Below are 17,905 nucleotides of genomic sequence, written 5' to 3' on the forward strand. Positions count from 1 at the left end.
TTCACCCGCGGCGCTGCTTACGCTTCTTCCACTGGTGTGCGACCCACCAGCGCCAGTAAGCCATGGTCAGGCAATAGGCCAGTGCGCCCAGTACCAGCCCCAGCACCACTGAACCCAACAGGAAGGGCTGCCACAACGTACTCAGTTGGCCGCTGATCCACTCCCAGGTCAGGTCGTCGGGCAACCTGCGGGGTGGCACGTTCATCAGCCACGCGCCGGTGAGGTAGGTGCCGACGAATACAAACGGCATAGTGATCGGGTTGGTCAGCCACACGAGGCTGACGGCGATGGGCATATTGCCACGCACCACAATCGCCAGGACGGCTGCCAATAGCATCTGCAGCGGGATCGGAATAAACGCCGCAAACAGGCCCACCGCCATCGCCCGTGCGACCGAGTGCCGGTTCAGGTGCCACAGGTTCGGGTCATGCAGCAACGTACCGAGAAACTGTAAGGACTTGTGTTCCCTGATACTGGTGGGGTCGGGCATGTACCGTTTGAATAAGCGCCGGGGCATAAGGGGTCCAGGTCAGTTCGAGGGGCAAGTATGCCCGCATTCTATAAACGGAAAATTCAGACTTTGTGACAAAACATCATAGGCCGTGCTGGGCATCCGGCTAAGACTGATTGGATCACTTGAAAGGGATGATTCATGAAGACAGGGATGTTCGCGCTGGCGCTGGGCCTATTGGTGCTGCGTTGGTTGCCCGCGCTGCCGTCGACCGGCTGGCTTCTGGTCATGCTGGTGCTGGCGTTGATGCTGTTGCCGTTTCGCACCTATCCGTTGGCGTTTTTCCTGTTCGGGCTGAGTTGGGCCTGCATCAGTGCGCAATGGGCGCTGGATGACCGCTTGCAGCAAGCGCTCGACGGCCAGACGCGCTGGATCGAAGGTCGGGTCATTGGCTTGCCGCAACAGACGGGAGAGGGGGTGCGGTTTGAATTGGCCGACAGCCGCGCGCGAAATGCGCGGTTACCCAAGCGGATCCGGGTGTCTTGGCGCGGCGGGCCAGCGGTTCGCAGCGGTGAACGCTGGCGCTTGGCTGTCACGCTGAAGCGGCCATCCGGGCTACTGAATTTTCATGGGTTCGATCAAGAGGCCTGGTTGTTGGCCCAACGTATTGGGGCGACTGGTTCTGTCAAAGATGGTGAACGGCTGGCACCCGCACGCAATGCCTGGCGCGACGGGGTTCGCCAGCGCCTGCTGGCGGTGAATGCCCAAGGTCGCGAGGCCGGCCTGGCAGCATTGGTTATCGGCGACGGTTCCGGATTGAGCCGCGAAGATTGGCGGGTGTTGCAGGACACCGGCACCGTTCATCTATTGGTGATTTCTGGCCAGCACATCGGCATGTTGGCGGGCCTTGTCTACGCCCTGATCGCCGGGCTGGCGCGGTATGGTTGCTGGCCCCGAGGCTGGCCGTGGTTGCCTTGGGCGTGCGGCCTGGCATTCACCGCTGCGTTGGGATACGGCCTGTTGGCGGGTTTCGGTGTGCCGGTACAGCGCGCCTGCGTGATGGTGGGGCTGGTGCTGCTGTGGCGCCTGCGTTTTCGCCATCTTGGGCTCTGGTGGCCCTTGTTGTTGGCGCTTAATGGGGTATTGCTCCTTGAACCATTGGCCAGCCTGCAACCGGGATTCTGGCTGTCGTTCGCCGCGGTAGCGGTGCTGATCCTGGCATTTGGCGGACGGCTGGGGCCGTGGAGCGTGTGGCAGGTATGGACGCGGCCGCAGGGGTTGATCGCCATCGGTCTTTTTCCGTTGTTGCTGGTGTTGGGGCTGCCCATCAGCCTCAGTGCGCCGCTGGCCAATCTGGTGGCGGTGCCGTGGATCAGCCTGGTGGTATTGCCGCTGGCATTGTTGGGTACGGTCTTGTTGCCGCTGCCGTGGATCGGCGAGAGCCTGTTGTGGCTGGCAGGTGGTGCGCTGGACGGGTTGTTTAGGGGCTTGGCATGGCTTGCTGAGTATGTGCCTGCCTGGATTCCGTCCGAGGTGCCGTTGGGATTTTGGTTGATAAGCCTGGCCGGTGCCGTGCTCCTGTTACTGCCTAAAGGCGTGCCATTTCGGGTGTTGGGCTGGCCGATGCTGTTGCTGGCCGTGTTCCCCCCGCGAGAGCCGGTGCCCGATGGTCAGGTCGACGTGGTGCAGTTGGATGTCGGGCAGGGCCAGTCGCTACTCCTACGCACCCGTCATCACACGTTGCTCTACGATGCCGGCCCGCGCTCTGGGACCTTTGATCTGGGGGAGCGGGTGGTGTTGCCGTCATTGCGCAAATTTGGTGTTGGGGCGTTGGAGGTGATGCTACTTAGCCACGCCGATGCGGATCATGCGGGTGGCGCTGCGGCAGTTGCCAATGGATTACCGGTCAAGCGCGTGGTTGGTGGGGAAACCGAGGGGTTACCGGCATTTCTGGGTGCAGAGCCTTGTGTGAGTGGCGAACGCTGGGTGTGGGACGGCGTGTCATTCGAGCTTTGGCAGTGGCCGGACGCCACCAATGGCAACGCAAAATCCTGCGTATTGCAGGTGCAGGCGAATGGCGAGCGTCTGCTGCTGACGGGCGACATCGACCGTGCCGCCGAACAAGCATTCCTCGCGTCTGCACTGGCGGTGCCGACCGATTGGCTGCAAGCTCCGCACCATGGCAGTCGCAGTTCTTCCTCATGGCCTTTTCTAGAGCGGCTGGCACCCAAGTCGGTGCTGATTTCCCGTGGGCGTGGCAATGCGTTTGGCCATCCTCATCCACAGGTCACCGAGCGCTACCAGGCGTTGGGCAGCCAGGTGTACGACAGTGCCGAGCAGGGGGCGGTGCGTTTGCGACTGGGTGCCTTCGCACCGCCGGTGGTTGCGCGCGGTCAACGTCGGTTCTGGCGTGAGCGGTTACCTTAATCCGGCGTTACAAACGGCCGACATCGGTCCAGGGTCGACGAGCCCCGTCACCGAACCTATATGGTAAAGTGGCGCACTTTTTCGAGGGGACATTCACTGTGTGGGAATTGGTCAAATCCGGCGGCTGGATGATGTTGCCGATCATCATGAGCTCTATCGCCGCACTGGGCATCGTTGCCGAACGCCTGTGGACCCTGCGCGCCAGCCGCGTCACCCCCGAGCATCTGCTGGGGCAGGTCTGGGGCTGGATCAAGAACAAGCAACTGGACAAAGAGAAACTCAAGGAACTGCGCGCCAACTCACCGCTGGGTGAAATCCTCGCCGCAGGCCTCGCCAACTCCAAGCATGGTCGCGAGATCATGAAAGAGTGCATCGAAGAGGCCGCTGCCCGGGTCATCCATGAGCTGGAGCGTTATATCAACGCCCTCGGCACCATCGCGGCCATGGCGCCATTGCTGGGCTTGCTCGGCACGGTGCTGGGCATGATCGATATTTTCAGCTCGTTCATGGGGTCGGGCATGACCACCAATGCCGCCGTGCTGGCGGGTGGCATTTCCAAGGCCTTGATCACCACGGCGGCGGGCCTGATGGTCGGCATTCCTTCGGTGTTCTTCCACCGTTTCCTGCAACGCCGCATCGATGAACTGGTGGTGGGCATGGAACAGGAAGCCATCAAACTGGTGGAAGTGGTGCAGGGCGACCGTGATGTGGACCTGGTTGGGGGCAAAGCGTGAAATTTCGCCGCAAGCAACGGGAAAATGTCGATATCAACCTCGCGTCGCTGATCGACGTGGTGTTTATCCTGCTGCTGTTTTTTGTCGTCACCACCACGTTCACTCGTCAGACTGAGCTTCGCGTCGACCTGCCAGAAGCGGTCAGTGGCTCGCCGGCCGAAGACCAGGAAGTCAAGCAACTGGACATCGCCATCAGTGCCGACGGGGTGTTTTCGGTGAATAACCAGTTGCTGGAGAAAAACGACCTGGCCAGCCTGATGGCTGCACTGGAGAAAGAATCCGGCGGTGATACCAAGATGCCGCTTTCGATCAGCGCGGATGGCAAGACCCAGCACCAAGCCGTGATCACCGCGATGGATGCTGCCGGCAAGCTGGGTTTCAGCCACTTGCGCATGACCACCATCGAGGCGGCGAGCCAACCCTGATGGCCATGTCCGATCGTTTGCTCAAGGCCTGGTACGAAGGCCATCCGGCGCTGACGCTGTTGCGGCCGCTGGAAGCGCTGTATCGGCGCGTGGTGCAGCGCAAGCGTGCGCGGTTTGTCGCGGGTGAGGGTGAGATCTACCAGTCACCGGTGCCGGTGGTGGTGGTAGGAAATATTACCGTCGGCGGCACTGGCAAGACGCCGTTGATCCTTTGGCTGATCGAGCATTGCCGTAACAGTGGATTGCGCGTAGGCGTGGTCAGCCGGGGCTACGGCGCCAAGCCACCGCAGTTGCCGTGGCGGGTTGAGGCCAGCGATAGCGCCGAGGTCGCCGGTGATGAGCCGTTATTGATCGTGCAGCGCTGCGGCGTGCCATTGATGATCGACCCCGACCGCAGCCGTGCGGTCAAGGCATTGCTGGCCAGCGAAACCCTGGACCTGATCCTGTCCGACGACGGCCTGCAACATTACCGCCTGGCTCGTGACCTGGAATTGGTACTGATCGACGCCGCCCGTGGCCTGGGCAATCGCCGTTGCCTGCCGGCCGGGCCGTTGCGCGAACCCGTCGAGCGCCTGCAAAGCGTGGATGCGCTGCTGTACAACGGCGCGCAATCAGATCGTGACGATGGCTTTGCCTTTCACCTTCAGCCCAAGGCACTGGTCAACTTGCAGACCGCTGAGCGTCAGCCGATCGATCATTTCCAGGCAGGCCAGCAGGTGCATGCCGTCGCCGGTATCGGCAATCCGCAACGTTTCTTCAATACCCTGCAAACGCTACACTGGCATCCGATACCCCATGCTTTTGCCGACCACGCGCCCTACAGCGCCGAGGTCTTGACTTTTACGCCGTCATTGCCACTGGTCATGACCGAGAAAGACGCGGTGAAGTGCCGCGCCTTCGCCCAGCCCGACTGGTGGTACCTTGCGGTGGATGCAGTGCCGTCGCCGGCGTTCGTCGCCTGGTTCGACACGCAACTGATGCGCCTGTTGCCCGCCCGACTCTTGCCTTAAAACGCTTATTTCCAGGAAACACTCATGGACACCAAACTGCTCGACATCCTCGCTTGCCCGATCTGCAAAGGCCCGCTCAAGCTCAGCGCCGACAAAACCGAGCTGATCAGCAAAGGCGCTGGCCTGGCCTACCCGATCCGTGATGGCATCCCGGTGATGCTGGAGAGCGAAGCTCGCACCCTGACCGATGACGAGCGCCTGGATAAATGACCACTGCCTTTACCGTTGTCATTCCCTCCCGCTATGCCTCGACACGCTTGCCGGGCAAGCCGCTGCAACTGATCGGCAGCAAGCCAATGGTTCAGTTGGTGTGGGAACAGGCCTGCAAAAGCAGCGCCGAGCGCGTCGTGATCGCCACTGACGACCCGCGCATCATCGAAGCCTGCAAAGGCTTTGGCGCCGAAGCCGTACTGACGCGTGAAGACCACAACTCCGGCACCGATCGCCTGGCCGAAGTAGCCACGCAGCTTGGCCTGGCGCCAGATGCCATCGTGGTCAATGTGCAAGGTGACGAGCCGTTGATCCCGCCCAGCGTCATCGACCAAGTAGCGGCCAACCTGGCTGCCCATGGCGAAGCACGCATGGCCACCCTGGCCGAGCCCATCGAAGACACCGACACCTTGTTCAACCCGAACGTGGTGAAAGTGGTCAGTGACATTAACGGGTTGGCGCTGACGTTCAGCCGTTCGACCTTGCCGTGGGCGCGCGACGCCTTCGCCAAGAGCCGTGACGTATTGCCAGAGGGCGTGCCGTATCGTCGCCACATTGGTATTTACGCCTACCGCGCTGGCTTCCTGCATGACTTCGTCAGCTGGGGCCCGTGCTGGCTGGAAAACACCGAGTCCCTGGAGCAACTGCGTGCCCTGTGGCACGGCGTGCGCATTCATGTGGACGATGCGCTGGAAGCACCGCCCGCCGGTGTGGACACACCGGAAGACCTTGAGCGCGTTCGTCGCCTGCTGGGGGCCTGATGGAGGTCCTGTTCGTCTGCCTGGGCAATATCTGCCGCTCGCCCACCGCCGAAGGTGTATTGCGCCACAAACTGCGCGAAGCGGGGCTGGCGGATCAGATAGAAGTTGCTTCCGCCGGTACGGGCGAATGGCACATCGGCAGCCCACCGGACCAACGCAGCCAACGCGCAGCGTTGGCACGTGGCTACGACTTGTCGGCGCAACGTGCCCAGCAGGTCTCCCGGGCGGACTTCGCGCGCTATGACCTGATCCTGGCCATGGACCACAGCAACCTGCGCAACCTCAAGGCGATGCAGCCGGGGCAGGGCAAGGCAGAGCTGGACCTGTTCCTGCGCCGCTACGACGGGCCAGTGGACGAAGTACCCGACCCCTATTACGAAGGCGAACAAGGCTTCGAGCGGGTCCTGGACCTGATCGAACAGGCCTGTGATTTATTGGTGATCGAATTGAAGGGGCGACTATGACCTTGCAGGTGCTTGCGCAGGTGTCGCTCAAGCCATTCAACAGCTTCGGCATCGACGTGCGCGCGCAGTTATTCGCCGAGGCTCGCAGCGACAACGATGTGCGCGAAGCGTTGGCGTATGCGGCGGCGCAAACGTTGCCGCTGCTGGTGATCGGAGGTGGCAGCAACTTGCTGCTGACCCAGGACATCCCCGCGTTGGTTTTGCGTATGGCCAGTCAGGGCATCCGTGTGTTGCAGGATGATGGCGTACAGGTGGTGGTCGAAGCCGAAGCAGGCGAAGCCTGGCACCCCTTTGTGCTGTGGACGTTGGAGCAGGGCTTTTGTGGCCTGGAAAACCTCAGCCTGATCCCCGGCACCGTCGGCGCAGCGCCCATGCAAAACATCGGCGCCTACGGTGTTGAGATTAAGGACGTCTTCGCCGGTCTGACTGCCCTCGATCGCCACACTGGCGAACTGCGGGATTTCAGTCTCGAAGAGTGCAACTTCGCCTACCGCGACAGCCTGTTCAAACACGAAATCGGACGCTGGCTGATCCTGCGGGTGCGCTTCACCCTGAGTCGCGCCAGCCACCTCAAGCTTGATTACGGCCCGGTCCAACAACGCCTGGCGGGGCAGGGCATCACCGAGGCGACGCCGAGCGACGTCAGCCGCGCCATCTGCAGCATCCGCCGCGAAAAACTGCCGGACCCCGCAGAGCTTGGCAACGCCGGCAGTTTCTTCAAGAACCCATTGGTCTCCCAGGTACTGGCGGCCGAGCTACAGGCGCTGTACCCGGACCTGGTGGCGTACCCACAGCCAGACGGCCAGATGAAACTCGCCGCTGGCTGGCTGATCGACAAAGCCGGTTGGAAAGGCTTTCGCGATGGCGATGCCGGCGTCCACAAGCTGCAAGCGCTGGTGCTGGTGAACTACGGCGGTGCCACCGGACACGACATTGCAAACCTGGCGCTGCGCATCCAGCAAGATATCGCCAAGCGCTTCAAGGTCGACCTGGAAATGGAGCCCAACCAGTACTGAAACCGTCCCTTGAAAACAAAAATGCCCCGCATCTTTCGATACGGGGCATTTTTTATGGCGTTACAGGATCAGTCGTCGCGACCCATGATGCCGAAGATCTGCAACAGGCTGATAAACAGGTTGTAGATCGATACATACAGGCTGATGGTCGCCATGATGTAGTTGCGCTCACCGCCGTGGATGATTGCGCTGGTCTGGAACAGGATGCACACCGACGAGAACAGCACAAAACCTGCGCTGATCGCCAGTTGCAGCCCGCTGATCTGGAAGAACATGCTCGCCAGGACCGCCGCCAGCAACACGAAGAAACCAGCGGTGATGAAACCGCCCAGGAAGCTCATGTCCTTACGGGTGATCAGCACGTAGGCCGACAGACCACCAAACACCAGGGCCGTCATGGCAAACGCCGAGCTGACCACTTCCGCACCGCCGGCCATGCCGAGGTAACGGTTGAGGATCGGGCCAAGGATAAAGCCCATGAAACCGGTCAAGGCAAACGCCGACACCAGGCCCCAGGCCGAGTCACGCAGCTTGTTGGTGAGGAAGAACAGGCCATAGAAGCCGATCAGTACCACAAAGATATTCGGATAGCCGACGCGCATCTGCTGCGCCACGAATGCCATCACGCCGCTGAAAGCAAGGGTAAGGGCGAGCAAGCCATAGGTGTTGCGCAACACGCGGCTGACTTCAAGCTGCTCAGCCTGCGCGTTGCCATTCACTGCGTAATTCTGTTCGCGCATGGCGACACTCCTTCGGTTTTGAAACGTTCAGTCGCAAAGATCATAACAGACGCTCTGTAACAAGCGATGCCGAGAGTTTGACAGTGTGTTTCATTCGGGTATTATGGCGCCCGCTGAGACAGGATGAGCTATCCTAATCCTGTGATGCACAAGGGAAATTGGCAGAGTGGTTGAATGCACCGGTCTTGAAAACCGGCGAACGTTAATAGCGTTCCCAGGGTTCGAATCCCTGGTTTCCCGCCAAGATTCATACGAAAGCCCCGCGATTGCGGGGCTTTTGTGTTTCTGGGGTTTGGGTGCGGTGAGACGGTTTTTTACAGGCGTTCCGAAACTTTGCCTATTTGGAAGGCTTCGCGGTCGCGCCAATCCTCCTGTAAACCCTCTTGGTGATCTCCTGTTTGCTATGAAATGAAGGAGGCTGCGTGACATGGAAGGGCTAGCGTTTTGGGATCGATTACCCCCTGTTTTAGGAAGTAACGGATACTGACGTTTCGAAACCTTGCCACCCATGCGGGTGCTTAGAGACGATCAGCAACCGGTTCCCCATGCCGACCGTCGAAGCAACGCATCGACCCTTCTCATCCCAAAACGCGCTTTGACCAGCAGCAGCCCATCCACCGGTCGGGCCGCCATGATTCGCCATGAGCACAGCCATACCATGACGCTCTGAGTAGGTCTGCAATAGCGAACTATCGTGTGGATAACCGCCCTCACCGATGAGCACACTAGCGGCATACAACTGCGCGCCTTGTTTTGCCGCTAGCGATGGATGCTCCGGATGACTGAAATCAGCACATACCGATAGGGCTACGGATAAGTCGGCGATGAGAATTGAATCGCCACCATCACCCGCACCAAAATATTGCTCTTCGCCAGGGTGTAAATGCTGCTTGGTATAGACACCAGCCGAACCATCCCCGTGGAGTATAATGGCTGCGATTACTGGTTTGTCATGGCTGGGTAGGCGTAACGGCAAACCTACTATCGTAGTCATTGAGGCTTCCCGCGCAAGGTCTCGCAAGGGGGAAAGAAGTGGGCTATCTATATCGTGCGCCAAGGATTCGGCCAAGGTTGGCTCATATCCTGTAAGCGATAACTCTGGAAAGAGTAATAACCCCACACCCTCTTTGCTGGCGTGCTGCATGAACTCTATGTGTAACTTAAGGTTCGCACTGATATCGCCAGCCCGAACGGCGCATTGGGCTGCTGCAAAAACTGGTGCCGACACAAGCGCCTCCAAAAAAGCACGATCTTAACGTTGCCCAGGTTCGCGCGCTACAGCGCGCTCTGAGGGAGAGAGCTAATGGCACACATCTTTCCCGCAGGAAGGTGTGTTGGCCAGACGGTTACTGATCTTTGACTGGTGAAAACGCCTTTTTTGCACGCTGCTACGTAGAATCCGAGTCCGGAAAAGCCCTGTCAAAAGTAAAGATTTCAATCTCGGACGCGTACTTTTCTGATGCGCAAACCATGGCCGACTTTTTCAATAGAATCGGCCGTTCTCTGCCATTCGTTGCTATGGCATATGAGGCCAAGTTGAATGTAAGGATAGGGCAGCTAGCACGCCTCTCGTCTGATTGGGTCAAAACTGTCATTTCCAACAAAACCTGGTGCGGTGGAGCGTGCGAAAGTACTGATCGCCTCTCCGCCATACCCTAATTCCATACGATACCCCAGTCTGTACCCCCGTTTTTGACGCGATTTGCCCGGACGCCATGACTGACTATGAAACCGTGTTCGCAACCGAATATCGGCTTCAACCCCATCTACTTCGGGCTATTGAGCCTTCCTGACGCAGCCTGATTCAGCATGAGATGTTCAAATGAAAAGCCCTTTGGCGGCCTGGTTTCCCGCCAAGATTCAAACGAAAGCCCCGCGATTGCGGGGCTTTTGTGTTTCTGGCATCCAAGAACAGCCAATCTCCCAAACCAAGGGCGCTATCAGGCTGAATTTCATTAACAACTTGACCACTCACCAAACCGTTTATTAACCTCACAACTTCAAACCTACCGATCGGTAGGTAGTCAGCTGTGAGCCTATGATGAAACCCTTCAACCCAATCAACCCCACATTAAAATTCGCCATAGCCCTGGGCACCATCGGTGCCCTTGGCCCGTCGGCCGTCGACATGTATCTGCCCAGCCTGCCCGAAATGGCGGTGGAGTATTCGAGCAGCATGGCCAGCATTCAGCTGACACTCACAGTCTTCCTGTTGGCGATGGGCCTTGGTCAGCTCCTGTTCGGTCCTGTCGTTGACGCGTGGGGCCGTCGGCGTCCTTTGATTGCCGGCTTGGTGTTGTTCAGTTTGAGCGCGCTGGTGGCGGGTGCAGCGCCCACACTGGACTGGCTGTTGGTGGCCCGATTCGTTCAAGGCTTGGGCAGTGCGCTGACCCTGGTGGTTATCATGAGCATGGTGCGTGATGTCACCCAAGGCGTGCAGGCGGCCAAGCTGTTTGGCCTGCTGATGACCATTGAAGGTGTGGCGCCCATTATCGCGCCGGCGCTGGGCGGCTACATTGATGCGCACTTTGGCTGGCGTGCGGTGATGGTTGTACTGGCGATGCTGGGCGCCTTGGTTGCGGTGGACTCCATGGTGGTCCTGCGGGAAACCTTGCCCGCGAGCAAACGCGAGCCGTTGAACTTCAAGCGGGCGATCCGAACCTACGCACGCATCGCCCGGGACTTGCGCTTCCTGCAACCGGCGCTGGCGTTGTCATCGGTCTTCTTTTTCCTGTTTGCCTACATCGGTGGCGCCACGTTCATCTACCAGAATGACTACGGGTTGCCCGCCGCCCAGTTTGGTACGCTGTTCGGCGCAACCGGTATTGCGATTCTGATCGGGGCCTCGCTGGCGGCAAAATGGGTCGGCCAATACGGCCTGGCGCGCATGGCCGTGGCCGGTTCGTGCTGTATTGTGGCGGGCGCGTTTATCGCCTGCATGGCGGCGGCCGCTGGCCTGGATCTGCCGTGGCTGGTGGCCGGTGTGGCGATTGCGTTGCTTGGGGTGGGGATTGCAGAAACCACACTGATGACCCTGGTGATGTCGTCGCAAACCACCGCGTTGGGATCGACCGCCGCTTTGCTGGGGGCCTTTCAACTCGGCATCTCGGCGTGCGCGACACCCTTGACCGGCCTGGTCAGCAGTCACGGCGCTGCGGCGTGGGGTGGCTTGCTGGTGCTGTGCGCCGTTGCAGTGGGTGCGCTCACCTGGATCAGTGTGCGCCAAGGCAAGGCGGACTCGATCACTGCGTTAAATCACTGATAAAAGCATGCTGGCAAGGATCTCTACATGAAAGTGCTCAGCCCCTCAGCGGGAAGAATTTGCGACATTGCCTTGGTGCATTTCGCAGAGCGCGGCTACGACGCGTCCTCACTAAACGACATCGCCGTGCTGGCGGGGATGCGCAAGCCGTCGTTGTATGCGCATTTCAAAAGCAAGGACGACCTGTTTAGCGCAGTGCTGGAATTGGCGTTGATCACCGAACGCCAATACGTCGAGGAGCGGTTTGCCGTGACGGCCAGCGCTTCGGTTGGCCTAAACACCCTGTACACCGACGATCTCGCGCAGCGCTATGAGTCGTCAGCAGCGCTGCGCTTTCTGCTGCGTACGGCGTTTTTTCCACCAGCGGAACTCAAGGGCCAGGTGAGCGCTGGTTTCGAAGCCTATCTCGAACGCATGCGTGAACTGTTTGGTGTCAGTCTCAAGGCAAAGTACCCGACACTGAACGCCACCGACCTCGAGATATTCCAGGATGCGTACATCGGGCTGATCGACAGTCTGCACGTCGAGCTGATCTACGGTAATGAGCCGACTTATCGCCGACGTGTCGCCGCGCTGTGGCGCATCCTGGGGGACTCCATTGCGCTGGCTGCCGGGACAGTGGCCCCCAGCCTGGCGTAGACGGCGGATTTGTATCCGCCGTCTTGTTCCATTCCCATAATCGCCCCATTCAGTTTGTGAATTTTCTGACGAGCTTTTACTCGTCATCCCCTTGTTTTTTTACTATTATCCCCCGTCTGCAAACTCAAGGAAGAGAGGCTAAGCGCCTTGAGGTTGGTAGAAAATTCATACTCGATGAGTGCCTGAGTTTTTACTTCTACCCAGAACCTAACGACTCAGCCAACCGAAATTACCTCTTGGTGGAACCGATGGATAAAATGTGTGGCATCGTTGTAGTGGTAGGACTGGCCCTCGCGGGATGCGCGACGAAAACTCCAGAAAAACCTAACGTGGCTCCACCTCCCGCCGTCGTCCAGGAAGCACCACAGGAAGTCGCACCCGCGAAAAAAGAAGATTGGACTGTGCGCTATGAGGCTGCACCTGCGCACGCCAATGTTGGCGCCCCAGCCCCTGCCTCTGCAGAGATCGCTCAGCCAGAGTCAGAAACAGAACTGAACCAAAATCGCGCTGAGCAATGCCGCAAAGAGCTGGATGTTTTGAAGCTTTACAGCAAAGCGTCGTACACCAAATACGAAGCGCAATACCAGGCCATCGCAGTCAAGACGGCTAAATACATGGAAATCAAAGACTCATTGGGTCCAGATTTGAACTACATGGTTATGCCTGCTTATCAATTCCAAATTCGTGAATTCTGCTTCCGAGTCAAGACGCGTCTGTCGGAGCTGGTGCTTCGCCAGGCCAGGTAATGACTCCACGTCAGGGCGCGTCTTTTTCCAGTTAAGGAAACTTTGAAAGAAGCTTCTCTCGCTGGTGAAATACTCGCCTCACGTGTCAGGTCGACAAGTCACTGCCCCGCCATTGCGGGGTTTTGTGTTTCTGGCGTTCAAGAATGGTCAGGCGGCAACGCCCGTGCAGTCACGCAAGAAACTACGCAGCACAGCCCGTGCATCCGGTGTTTCCCTAAGGGCCTTGATCATCTGCTCCGGTTCACGTTGTTCCGCGACCAGCATGGCGGCGCGACGTCGGATCATGGCCTCCAGATGCTTGGGTGTGAACTCAGGATGGTATTGAGTGGACATCGCAAAGCGCCCATACCGGATGATCTGGTGCGGGTCGTGAGCTGAACGAGCCAGCGCGACAGCGCCTTGAGGCAGTGTGATCACGGTTTGTTCATGGGTGAGGTGCGCCGGGAATTGAGCGGGCGACTGGCGCAGAAGCTCATCCTCCATGGCCGCCGGCAGCAGTTGGATCATCTCGCAGCCCACTTCACGGCCTTGCGGGTGATAGTCCACCACACCGCCCAATGCATGAGCCATCAACTGATGCCCGTAACACACACCGAACAGCGGCATTTCAACCGCCATGGCGGTGCGAATCCACTGCGCCACGTATTCGCTCCACGGTTCGCGGTCGGTGACCATCGCCCACGAGCCGGTAATGATCGCAACGCAATCCTGGCGCGGCTCAGGCAACAGCGCCCCCTCAAACGCGCGCACCACGAGCATCCCGTCCGGCGCGACATCCAGGGCGTTGCCAAACCAGGACGGCAGGTCACCGAGTTGATCGCGGATGTCTTGCGGTGGTGTGCCGACTTGAATAATCAGAAGTGTGTGTGGGGTCAATGCTCTGTACCGCTGGTGGGATGGAATGGAGAAACGTAGGTATTTACACAACGTTGTAGTGAGCGGGCTTGCCCCGCGCTGGGTGGCGCAGCCGCCCCAAATCCCAACTCCGTGGTCTTTCTGATACACCGCAGTGCCTGGATTGGGGCGGCTTTGCCACCCAGCGCGGGGCAAGCCCGCTCACTACAAGAACGCCTGTGGCTTCGAAAGATGTGTATAGGCCTATGATGGTGGAGGGCACGTCACAAACTCAATACCTGCCTCGCTATGAATGGCCGCCTAGGCAAAGCCTGGTGCTAGCAGATGATCCACCTCCAGAATAAAGCCGACCTTCGTGCGAGCTTTAACCTGTTCGATCTTGCAATAGCCGCCTGTGTTGCGGCGGGAACGGGGGTAGCGATCATGCCGCTTTCGGTGTTGAAGGCGGTGAACGTAGAGGGGTTGGCCAGGGCGCTGCCGTTGCCGGCCAGGTTGGGGAGGGTGCGTACGCATTTGGTTTGGCGTAGCGGGCAGGAGTCGCGTTTATTGCGGTCGGTTTGGGGGGAGGTGGGGAGGGTGGGTTTTTGACGATGGGTGTTGTTGGTTGATTGCGGCTGTTAACTTAGTCCGCTTTCGACCCGAAGCGGACGTAGCCAACTCAAGTAATTTTTCGCTCGGCGAACGACACTGTCACTAAGGAAGGAGCAAGCTCTTTTACCCTAGCGCAGCGGCGAATGCTTCGGGCGTGGGGCTCTCCTGCCATTGCGCGATAGTCCCGGGCAGCACAAGCCATGGCTGCTTGCGTCGTGTCCAGATATGCGCAACCGGCTCGAAACGCTCAGCGCCTTCAAGGATGCCGGCGCGTACCACTCGCATGCCGGGCGCTGCAGTGGTCTCGTTGAACAGTCGGGTATGACATATACCGCAGGCATGTTGGGTAGACGTATGACCATGGTGCTCATGCTCGAAGATCGCCGTTTCGCCAGACACTTGAACAGCCGACACCGCGCTCAGCATGTGCAGACCAAATGCACTGCCGCTCCAGCGCTGACAGTTCAAACAGTGGCAGGCATACAACGGCGGCAATTGCTGCGCCACGATCTCAATGTTGACTTGTCCACATCGGCACTGACCGGTGATTCTCATGCGTTGGTTCCTTACAATGACGCCCTGGAAAATGTTGGCGAATGATCGCTCTTCCCGGGGTCGGGCAGAAGATCAAATTAGGAGCAACTGTTGGCAAAGAATGTATGAGCGGGATTGAATGGGAAAGCCAGCGTGTATTTCTCGCCGTGCTGCGATCGGGCAGCCTGAGCGGGGCGGCGAAGTTGCTTGGTATCGCCCAGGCAACTGCGCGCAGGCGCCTCGACCATCTTGAACACGCGCTTGGTGTGAGTCTGTTCACCCGCACACCTCTGGGTCTCACGCCTACTACCGGAGCGCAACGCCTGATCGAACATGTGGAGGCCATGGATCTGGCCGCGCAAACCTTCAACCGCATGGCCAGTTCTGAAGCGTCGGTGGATCACGGTACGATTCGGCTGACCTGCGGCGAGTTGCTTGGCGTCGAGGTACTGCCCGTTCTGCTGCGCCCTTTTCATTACGAGCACGCGGGGCTCAAACTAGAGTTGAGCATCAGCGATGCCCTTGAAGACATCGCGAGGTTGCAATCTGATATCGCGGTGAGGCTGATGCGGCCCAATGAAGCTGATATCACGGTGCGGCGTGTCGGCAGTTTGCGGATTGGCATCCATGCCAGTGTGGGGTGCCTGGAGCGCTACGGTAACCCGGCCTCCGTGCTGTCACTGCGCAAACGGCCGCTGATCGGGCCGGACAGACGCTCAGCGGATTTGCGTCGGTTTGTCGACGCGGGTCTGTGCGATGCCGACCAGCATTTCGCCATCGCCTCTGATCATCACCTTGCGCAGCTGGCCGCTTTGAAAGCGGGCTTGGGTTTCGGACTCTGCCCGACGCAAATAGCAACATCGCACGGCCTGGTACATGTGTTGCCAAACGATTTTGGTTTTGAGGTAGACGTGTGGATCGCAATGCACAATGACCTGCGCAAAATTAACAGGATCGCTCGGGTGTTTGAGGTTCTAGGAGAGCAGTTGCATCAATATCTACGCCAGCCACGCCGCAAGCGAGGATAGCGGCCGCTTGCGGCGTAGCGCGCGATTGCTGGCCCCGCATGAGTAGTGTCACAATGCCGCGCCACGGCTAGCACGCTCAACCACGAGCGCGATTCACGGACTCTCACGATGCCCAGCCTCTGTTGCTGTTCTAACGCGCTCGACCGGCCGGAGAGACTTCTGTTGGTTCGGCTGCGTCGACTGCTGTGTTTTGTCTTGCTCTCGGCTCAGGCTGCGTGGGGCAGCCCGGTCACTCAACAGAATGGTGCTGAGCAGGTTATTGATGTACAGCTGCGTTGGAAGCATCAGTTCCAGTTCGCGGGCTACTACGCCGCCATCGCCCAAGGCTATTACCGCGAAGAAGGACTGGACGTGCGCTTGCACGAAGGTGGCCCCAATGTCACACCGGTCGAAGAAGTGCTCTCCGGGCGTGCCCAATACGGCGAAGCCAATAGTGAATTGCTCTACGCACGCCTGCATGGCAAGCCCTTGGTCGCGCTGGCGGTGATTTTTCAGCACTCACCTTCCGTGCTCGTGGCTCGCACAGACCAAGGTGTTCGCACCGTGCACGACCTGATCGGCAAGCCGGTGATGCTGATGGATGCACAGACAGATGCCGATTTTCTGGCGATGTTCCGTAGCGAGGGTATACCCCTCGAAAAACTACAACTGCTACCCAGCAGTTTTCAAATTGGGGATCTGGCCAGCGGTAAAGTGGCGGCGTTCAACTCGTACCTGACCAACGAGCCCTTCTACCTGCAACAGCGGGGCGTGGAATACAACATCATCTCGCCCGTCACCTACGGGATCGACTTCTACAGTGACATCCTGTTCACCAGCCAGGCCGAGATTGACGAAAATCCACAGCGGGTCGAGGCCTTCCGCCGCGCTACCCTGCGCGGCTGGCGTTACGCGATGGATAACCCCGAGCAAATCATAGACCTGCTGCTCAATCAGTATTCGGTGGAGAAAAGTCGCGCGCACTTGCAATTCGAAGCTCAGGCCATGCGTCCGCTGGTGGTATCTGACCTGATCGAGATCGGTCATATGAACCCAGGGCGCTGGCAACGTATGGCTGAAACTTTCCTCGAACTGGGCATGGTCGACACTATCGCCGGTCTGGAAAACTTCATTTACGATCCCAACCCGCCGCAACTCGTTGAGCGACTGCGCAAGACCATTGTGCTGATCAGCATCGGCTCTGCGCTTGTCCTGATATTCGCTCTGGTGCTGTTGAATGCCCAGCGCCATCTACGCAACGAGATCAAGTTGCGTAAACTCGCCGAAGAGGAAGTACACAAGTTGGCTTTCTATGACAGCCTGACTGGCTTACCTAATCGCAATAGTTTTATTCCCTTCGCTAGCCAGAGGCTGCTCGACGCAAAGAATCGTGGAGAGCATCTGGCCCTGTGTTATATCGACTTGAACCACTTCAAGCAGATCAATGATCGTTATGGCCACCAGGCGGGCGATGCGATGCTGATCCACACAGCCTCGGCGATCAAATCCAATATTCGCGAGTTCGAAATAGCTGCGCGCATGGGCGGTGATGAATTTATCGTGCTGCTCGACGGCGCGCATCACAGAAGCGATATCCAGCGCATCACCGGTGAAATCTGCGAAGCCGTTGCCCTGCCCATTCCATGGGAAAACAGCCAGATCAAGGTTAGCGCCAGCCTAGGGGTGGCGTGGTATCCGGAAGATGGTGAAAACCTTGACGATTTGATTTTCAAGGCTGACACCGCCATGTTCCAAAGCAAAGCCAGTATCGCTGCGCAGGCTTGAAGCTGCTGCGTGGTGCCCCTGCGAAAAGACTGGGTGGTTAGAAACCAGTGCGCCACTGCGGTGTGCGTCGTCCTTCGCACGAGGGTTCTATTCAGCGCCGTTGACTGGCCCCGATTGTGAAAGCTGAATGGCGACTTCTGGCTGATTGCCGTCTATCGCAAAAAAGCAGCCCCCGACCCGTACCTACGGTTGAAAAACGTTTATAAGCCCGTGAAGATCAAGTCCATAGGCCGGATACCTTTTCGTGC

The 17,905-nt window shown here is 58.8% G+C and carries 19 protein-coding genes and 1 tRNA gene; 15 read left to right on the forward strand and 5 right to left on the reverse strand.

Annotated elements, in window-relative coordinates; genetic code table 11:
• Position 1 precedes the first annotated feature (1 nt).
• A complete protein-coding gene (locus DYL61_RS05310; protein ID WP_135307489.1) occupies positions 2–517 on the reverse strand; it encodes a DUF2062 domain-containing protein in 516 nt (171 codons plus the stop codon).
• A gap of 135 nt (positions 518–652) precedes the next feature.
• On the opposite strand from DYL61_RS05310, the gene DYL61_RS05315 reads away from it, so the two are divergent.
• From DYL61_RS05315 to murB, 8 genes are all read left to right on the forward strand, one after another.
• Positions 653–2,878 (forward strand): DNA internalization-related competence protein ComEC/Rec2, encoded by a 2,226-nt coding sequence (locus tag DYL61_RS05315; protein WP_238704529.1) that lies wholly within the window; start codon positions 653–655, stop codon positions 2,876–2,878.
• Between the two features lie 98 nt (positions 2,879–2,976).
• A complete protein-coding gene (locus DYL61_RS05320; RefSeq protein ID WP_058425437.1) occupies positions 2,977–3,612 on the forward strand; it encodes a MotA/TolQ/ExbB proton channel family protein in 636 nt (211 codons plus the stop codon).
• Entirely contained in the window at positions 3,609–4,037 is a 429-nt protein-coding gene (locus DYL61_RS05325) for an ExbD/TolR family protein (protein ID WP_105698563.1), read from the forward strand. The genes DYL61_RS05320 and DYL61_RS05325 overlap by 4 nt, the downstream gene beginning before the upstream one ends.
• A complete protein-coding gene (gene lpxK / locus DYL61_RS05330) occupies positions 4,037–5,047 on the forward strand; it encodes a tetraacyldisaccharide 4'-kinase (RefSeq protein ID WP_135307490.1) in 1,011 nt (336 codons plus the stop codon). The genes DYL61_RS05325 and lpxK overlap by 1 nt, the downstream gene beginning before the upstream one ends.
• A 24-nt stretch (positions 5,048–5,071) precedes the next feature.
• A complete protein-coding gene (locus DYL61_RS05335) occupies positions 5,072–5,257 on the forward strand; it encodes a Trm112 family protein (protein ID WP_038994143.1) in 186 nt (61 codons plus the stop codon).
• On the forward strand, positions 5,254–6,018 hold the full coding sequence (gene kdsB / locus DYL61_RS05340) for a 3-deoxy-manno-octulosonate cytidylyltransferase (RefSeq protein ID WP_135307491.1): 765 nt from the start codon (positions 5,254–5,256) through the stop codon (positions 6,016–6,018). The genes DYL61_RS05335 and kdsB overlap by 4 nt, the downstream gene beginning before the upstream one ends.
• Positions 6,018–6,482 (forward strand): low molecular weight protein-tyrosine-phosphatase, encoded by a 465-nt coding sequence (locus DYL61_RS05345; RefSeq protein WP_135307492.1) that lies wholly within the window; start codon positions 6,018–6,020, stop codon positions 6,480–6,482. The genes kdsB and DYL61_RS05345 overlap by 1 nt, the downstream gene beginning before the upstream one ends.
• On the forward strand, positions 6,479–7,498 hold the full coding sequence (gene murB / locus DYL61_RS05350; RefSeq protein ID WP_135307493.1) for a UDP-N-acetylmuramate dehydrogenase: 1,020 nt from the start codon (positions 6,479–6,481) through the stop codon (positions 7,496–7,498). Before DYL61_RS05345 ends, murB begins: the two co-directional genes overlap by 4 nt.
• A 68-nt stretch (positions 7,499–7,566) precedes the next feature.
• Here murB and DYL61_RS05355 read toward each other — a convergent pair whose 3' ends face one another.
• Complete coding sequence (locus DYL61_RS05355) at positions 7,567–8,238, reverse strand: Bax inhibitor-1/YccA family protein (protein WP_135307494.1); 672 nt, start codon at positions 8,236–8,238, stop codon at positions 7,567–7,569.
• A 152-nt stretch (positions 8,239–8,390) separates the two neighbouring features.
• Here DYL61_RS05355 and DYL61_RS05360 point away from each other — a divergent pair.
• Positions 8,391–8,481, forward strand: a tRNA-Ser gene (locus DYL61_RS05360).
• A 223-nt stretch (positions 8,482–8,704) separates the two neighbouring features.
• Here DYL61_RS05360 and DYL61_RS05365 read toward each other — a convergent pair.
• On the reverse strand, positions 8,705–9,466 hold the full coding sequence (locus DYL61_RS05365; RefSeq protein ID WP_135307495.1) for a carbon-nitrogen hydrolase family protein: 762 nt from the start codon (positions 9,464–9,466) through the stop codon (positions 8,705–8,707).
• A gap of 813 nt (positions 9,467–10,279) precedes the next feature.
• Here DYL61_RS05365 and DYL61_RS05370 point away from each other — a divergent pair.
• The 3 genes from DYL61_RS05370 to DYL61_RS31520 all read left to right on the forward strand — a co-directional run bounded on the left by DYL61_RS05370 (position 10,280) and on the right by DYL61_RS31520 (position 12,885).
• Entirely contained in the window at positions 10,280–11,500 is a 1,221-nt protein-coding gene (locus DYL61_RS05370; RefSeq protein ID WP_135307496.1) for a multidrug effflux MFS transporter, read from the forward strand.
• Between the two features lie 27 nt (positions 11,501–11,527).
• Entirely contained in the window at positions 11,528–12,139 is a 612-nt protein-coding gene (locus DYL61_RS05375; RefSeq protein ID WP_135307497.1) for a TetR/AcrR family transcriptional regulator, read from the forward strand.
• Positions 12,140–12,387: 248 nt separating this feature from the next.
• Positions 12,388–12,885, forward strand: a complete 498-nt coding sequence (locus DYL61_RS31520; protein ID WP_238704530.1) for a hypothetical protein — start codon at positions 12,388–12,390, stop codon at positions 12,883–12,885.
• A 147-nt stretch (positions 12,886–13,032) separates the two neighbouring features.
• Here DYL61_RS31520 and DYL61_RS05385 read toward each other — a convergent pair whose 3' ends face one another.
• Complete coding sequence (locus tag DYL61_RS05385) at positions 13,033–13,761, reverse strand: glutamine amidotransferase (RefSeq protein WP_135307498.1); 729 nt, start codon at positions 13,759–13,761, stop codon at positions 13,033–13,035.
• Positions 13,762–14,064: 303 nt separating this feature from the next.
• Between DYL61_RS05385 and DYL61_RS31705 the strand changes: the two genes are divergently transcribed.
• Entirely contained in the window at positions 14,065–14,328 is a 264-nt protein-coding gene (locus DYL61_RS31705; RefSeq protein WP_135307499.1) for a LysR substrate-binding domain-containing protein, read from the forward strand.
• Between the two features lie 126 nt (positions 14,329–14,454).
• Here the strand turns inward: DYL61_RS31705 and DYL61_RS05395 are convergent, their stop codons facing one another.
• Positions 14,455–14,886, reverse strand: a complete 432-nt coding sequence (locus tag DYL61_RS05395; protein WP_135307500.1) for a GFA family protein — start codon at positions 14,884–14,886, stop codon at positions 14,455–14,457.
• A 41-nt stretch (positions 14,887–14,927) separates the two neighbouring features.
• Between DYL61_RS05395 and DYL61_RS05400 the strand changes: the two genes are divergently transcribed.
• Positions 14,928–15,893, forward strand: coding sequence for a LysR family transcriptional regulator (locus DYL61_RS05400; protein WP_135307501.1), 966 nt, complete (start codon positions 14,928–14,930; stop codon positions 15,891–15,893).
• A gap of 162 nt (positions 15,894–16,055) precedes the next feature.
• Positions 16,056–17,657: a GGDEF domain-containing protein gene (locus tag DYL61_RS05405; protein WP_238704531.1), complete on the forward strand. Its 1,602-nt coding sequence runs from the start codon at positions 16,056–16,058 to the stop codon at positions 17,655–17,657.
• The last annotated feature ends 248 nt before the right edge of the window (positions 17,658–17,905 follow it).

It is taken from the genome of Pseudomonas nabeulensis (genome assembly GCF_004682045.1).
GTDB classification, from domain to species: Bacteria; Pseudomonadota; Gammaproteobacteria; order Pseudomonadales; family Pseudomonadaceae; genus Aquipseudomonas; species Aquipseudomonas nabeulensis.

Bases quoted from the DNA above. Each gene is read 5' to 3' on its own strand.
- DYL61_RS05310 (WP_135307489.1), bottom strand. From the start codon at position 517: ATGCCCCGGCGCTTATTCAAACGGTACATGCCCGACCCCACCAGTATC.
- DYL61_RS05315 (WP_238704529.1), top strand. From the start codon at position 653: ATGAAGACAGGGATGTTCGCGCTGGCGCTGGGCCTATTGGTGCTGCGT.
- lpxK (WP_135307490.1), top strand. From the start codon at position 4,037: ATGGCCATGTCCGATCGTTTGCTCAAGGCCTGGTACGAAGGCCATCCG.
- DYL61_RS05335 (WP_038994143.1), top strand. From the start codon at position 5,072: ATGGACACCAAACTGCTCGACATCCTCGCTTGCCCGATCTGCAAAGGC.
- kdsB (WP_135307491.1), top strand. From the start codon at position 5,254: ATGACCACTGCCTTTACCGTTGTCATTCCCTCCCGCTATGCCTCGACA.
- DYL61_RS05345 (WP_135307492.1), top strand. From the start codon at position 6,018: ATGGAGGTCCTGTTCGTCTGCCTGGGCAATATCTGCCGCTCGCCCACC.
- murB (WP_135307493.1), top strand. From the start codon at position 6,479: ATGACCTTGCAGGTGCTTGCGCAGGTGTCGCTCAAGCCATTCAACAGC.
- DYL61_RS05355 (WP_135307494.1), bottom strand. From the start codon at position 8,238: ATGCGCGAACAGAATTACGCAGTGAATGGCAACGCGCAGGCTGAGCAG.
- DYL61_RS05370 (WP_135307496.1), top strand. From the start codon at position 10,280: ATGAAACCCTTCAACCCAATCAACCCCACATTAAAATTCGCCATAGCC.
- DYL61_RS05375 (WP_135307497.1), top strand. From the start codon at position 11,528: ATGAAAGTGCTCAGCCCCTCAGCGGGAAGAATTTGCGACATTGCCTTG.
- DYL61_RS31520 (WP_238704530.1), top strand. From the start codon at position 12,388: ATGGATAAAATGTGTGGCATCGTTGTAGTGGTAGGACTGGCCCTCGCG.
- DYL61_RS31705 (WP_135307499.1), top strand. From the start codon at position 14,065: ATGATCCACCTCCAGAATAAAGCCGACCTTCGTGCGAGCTTTAACCTG.
- DYL61_RS05395 (WP_135307500.1), bottom strand. From the start codon at position 14,886: ATGAGAATCACCGGTCAGTGCCGATGTGGACAAGTCAACATTGAGATC.
- DYL61_RS05400 (WP_135307501.1), top strand. From the start codon at position 14,928: ATGATCGCTCTTCCCGGGGTCGGGCAGAAGATCAAATTAGGAGCAACT.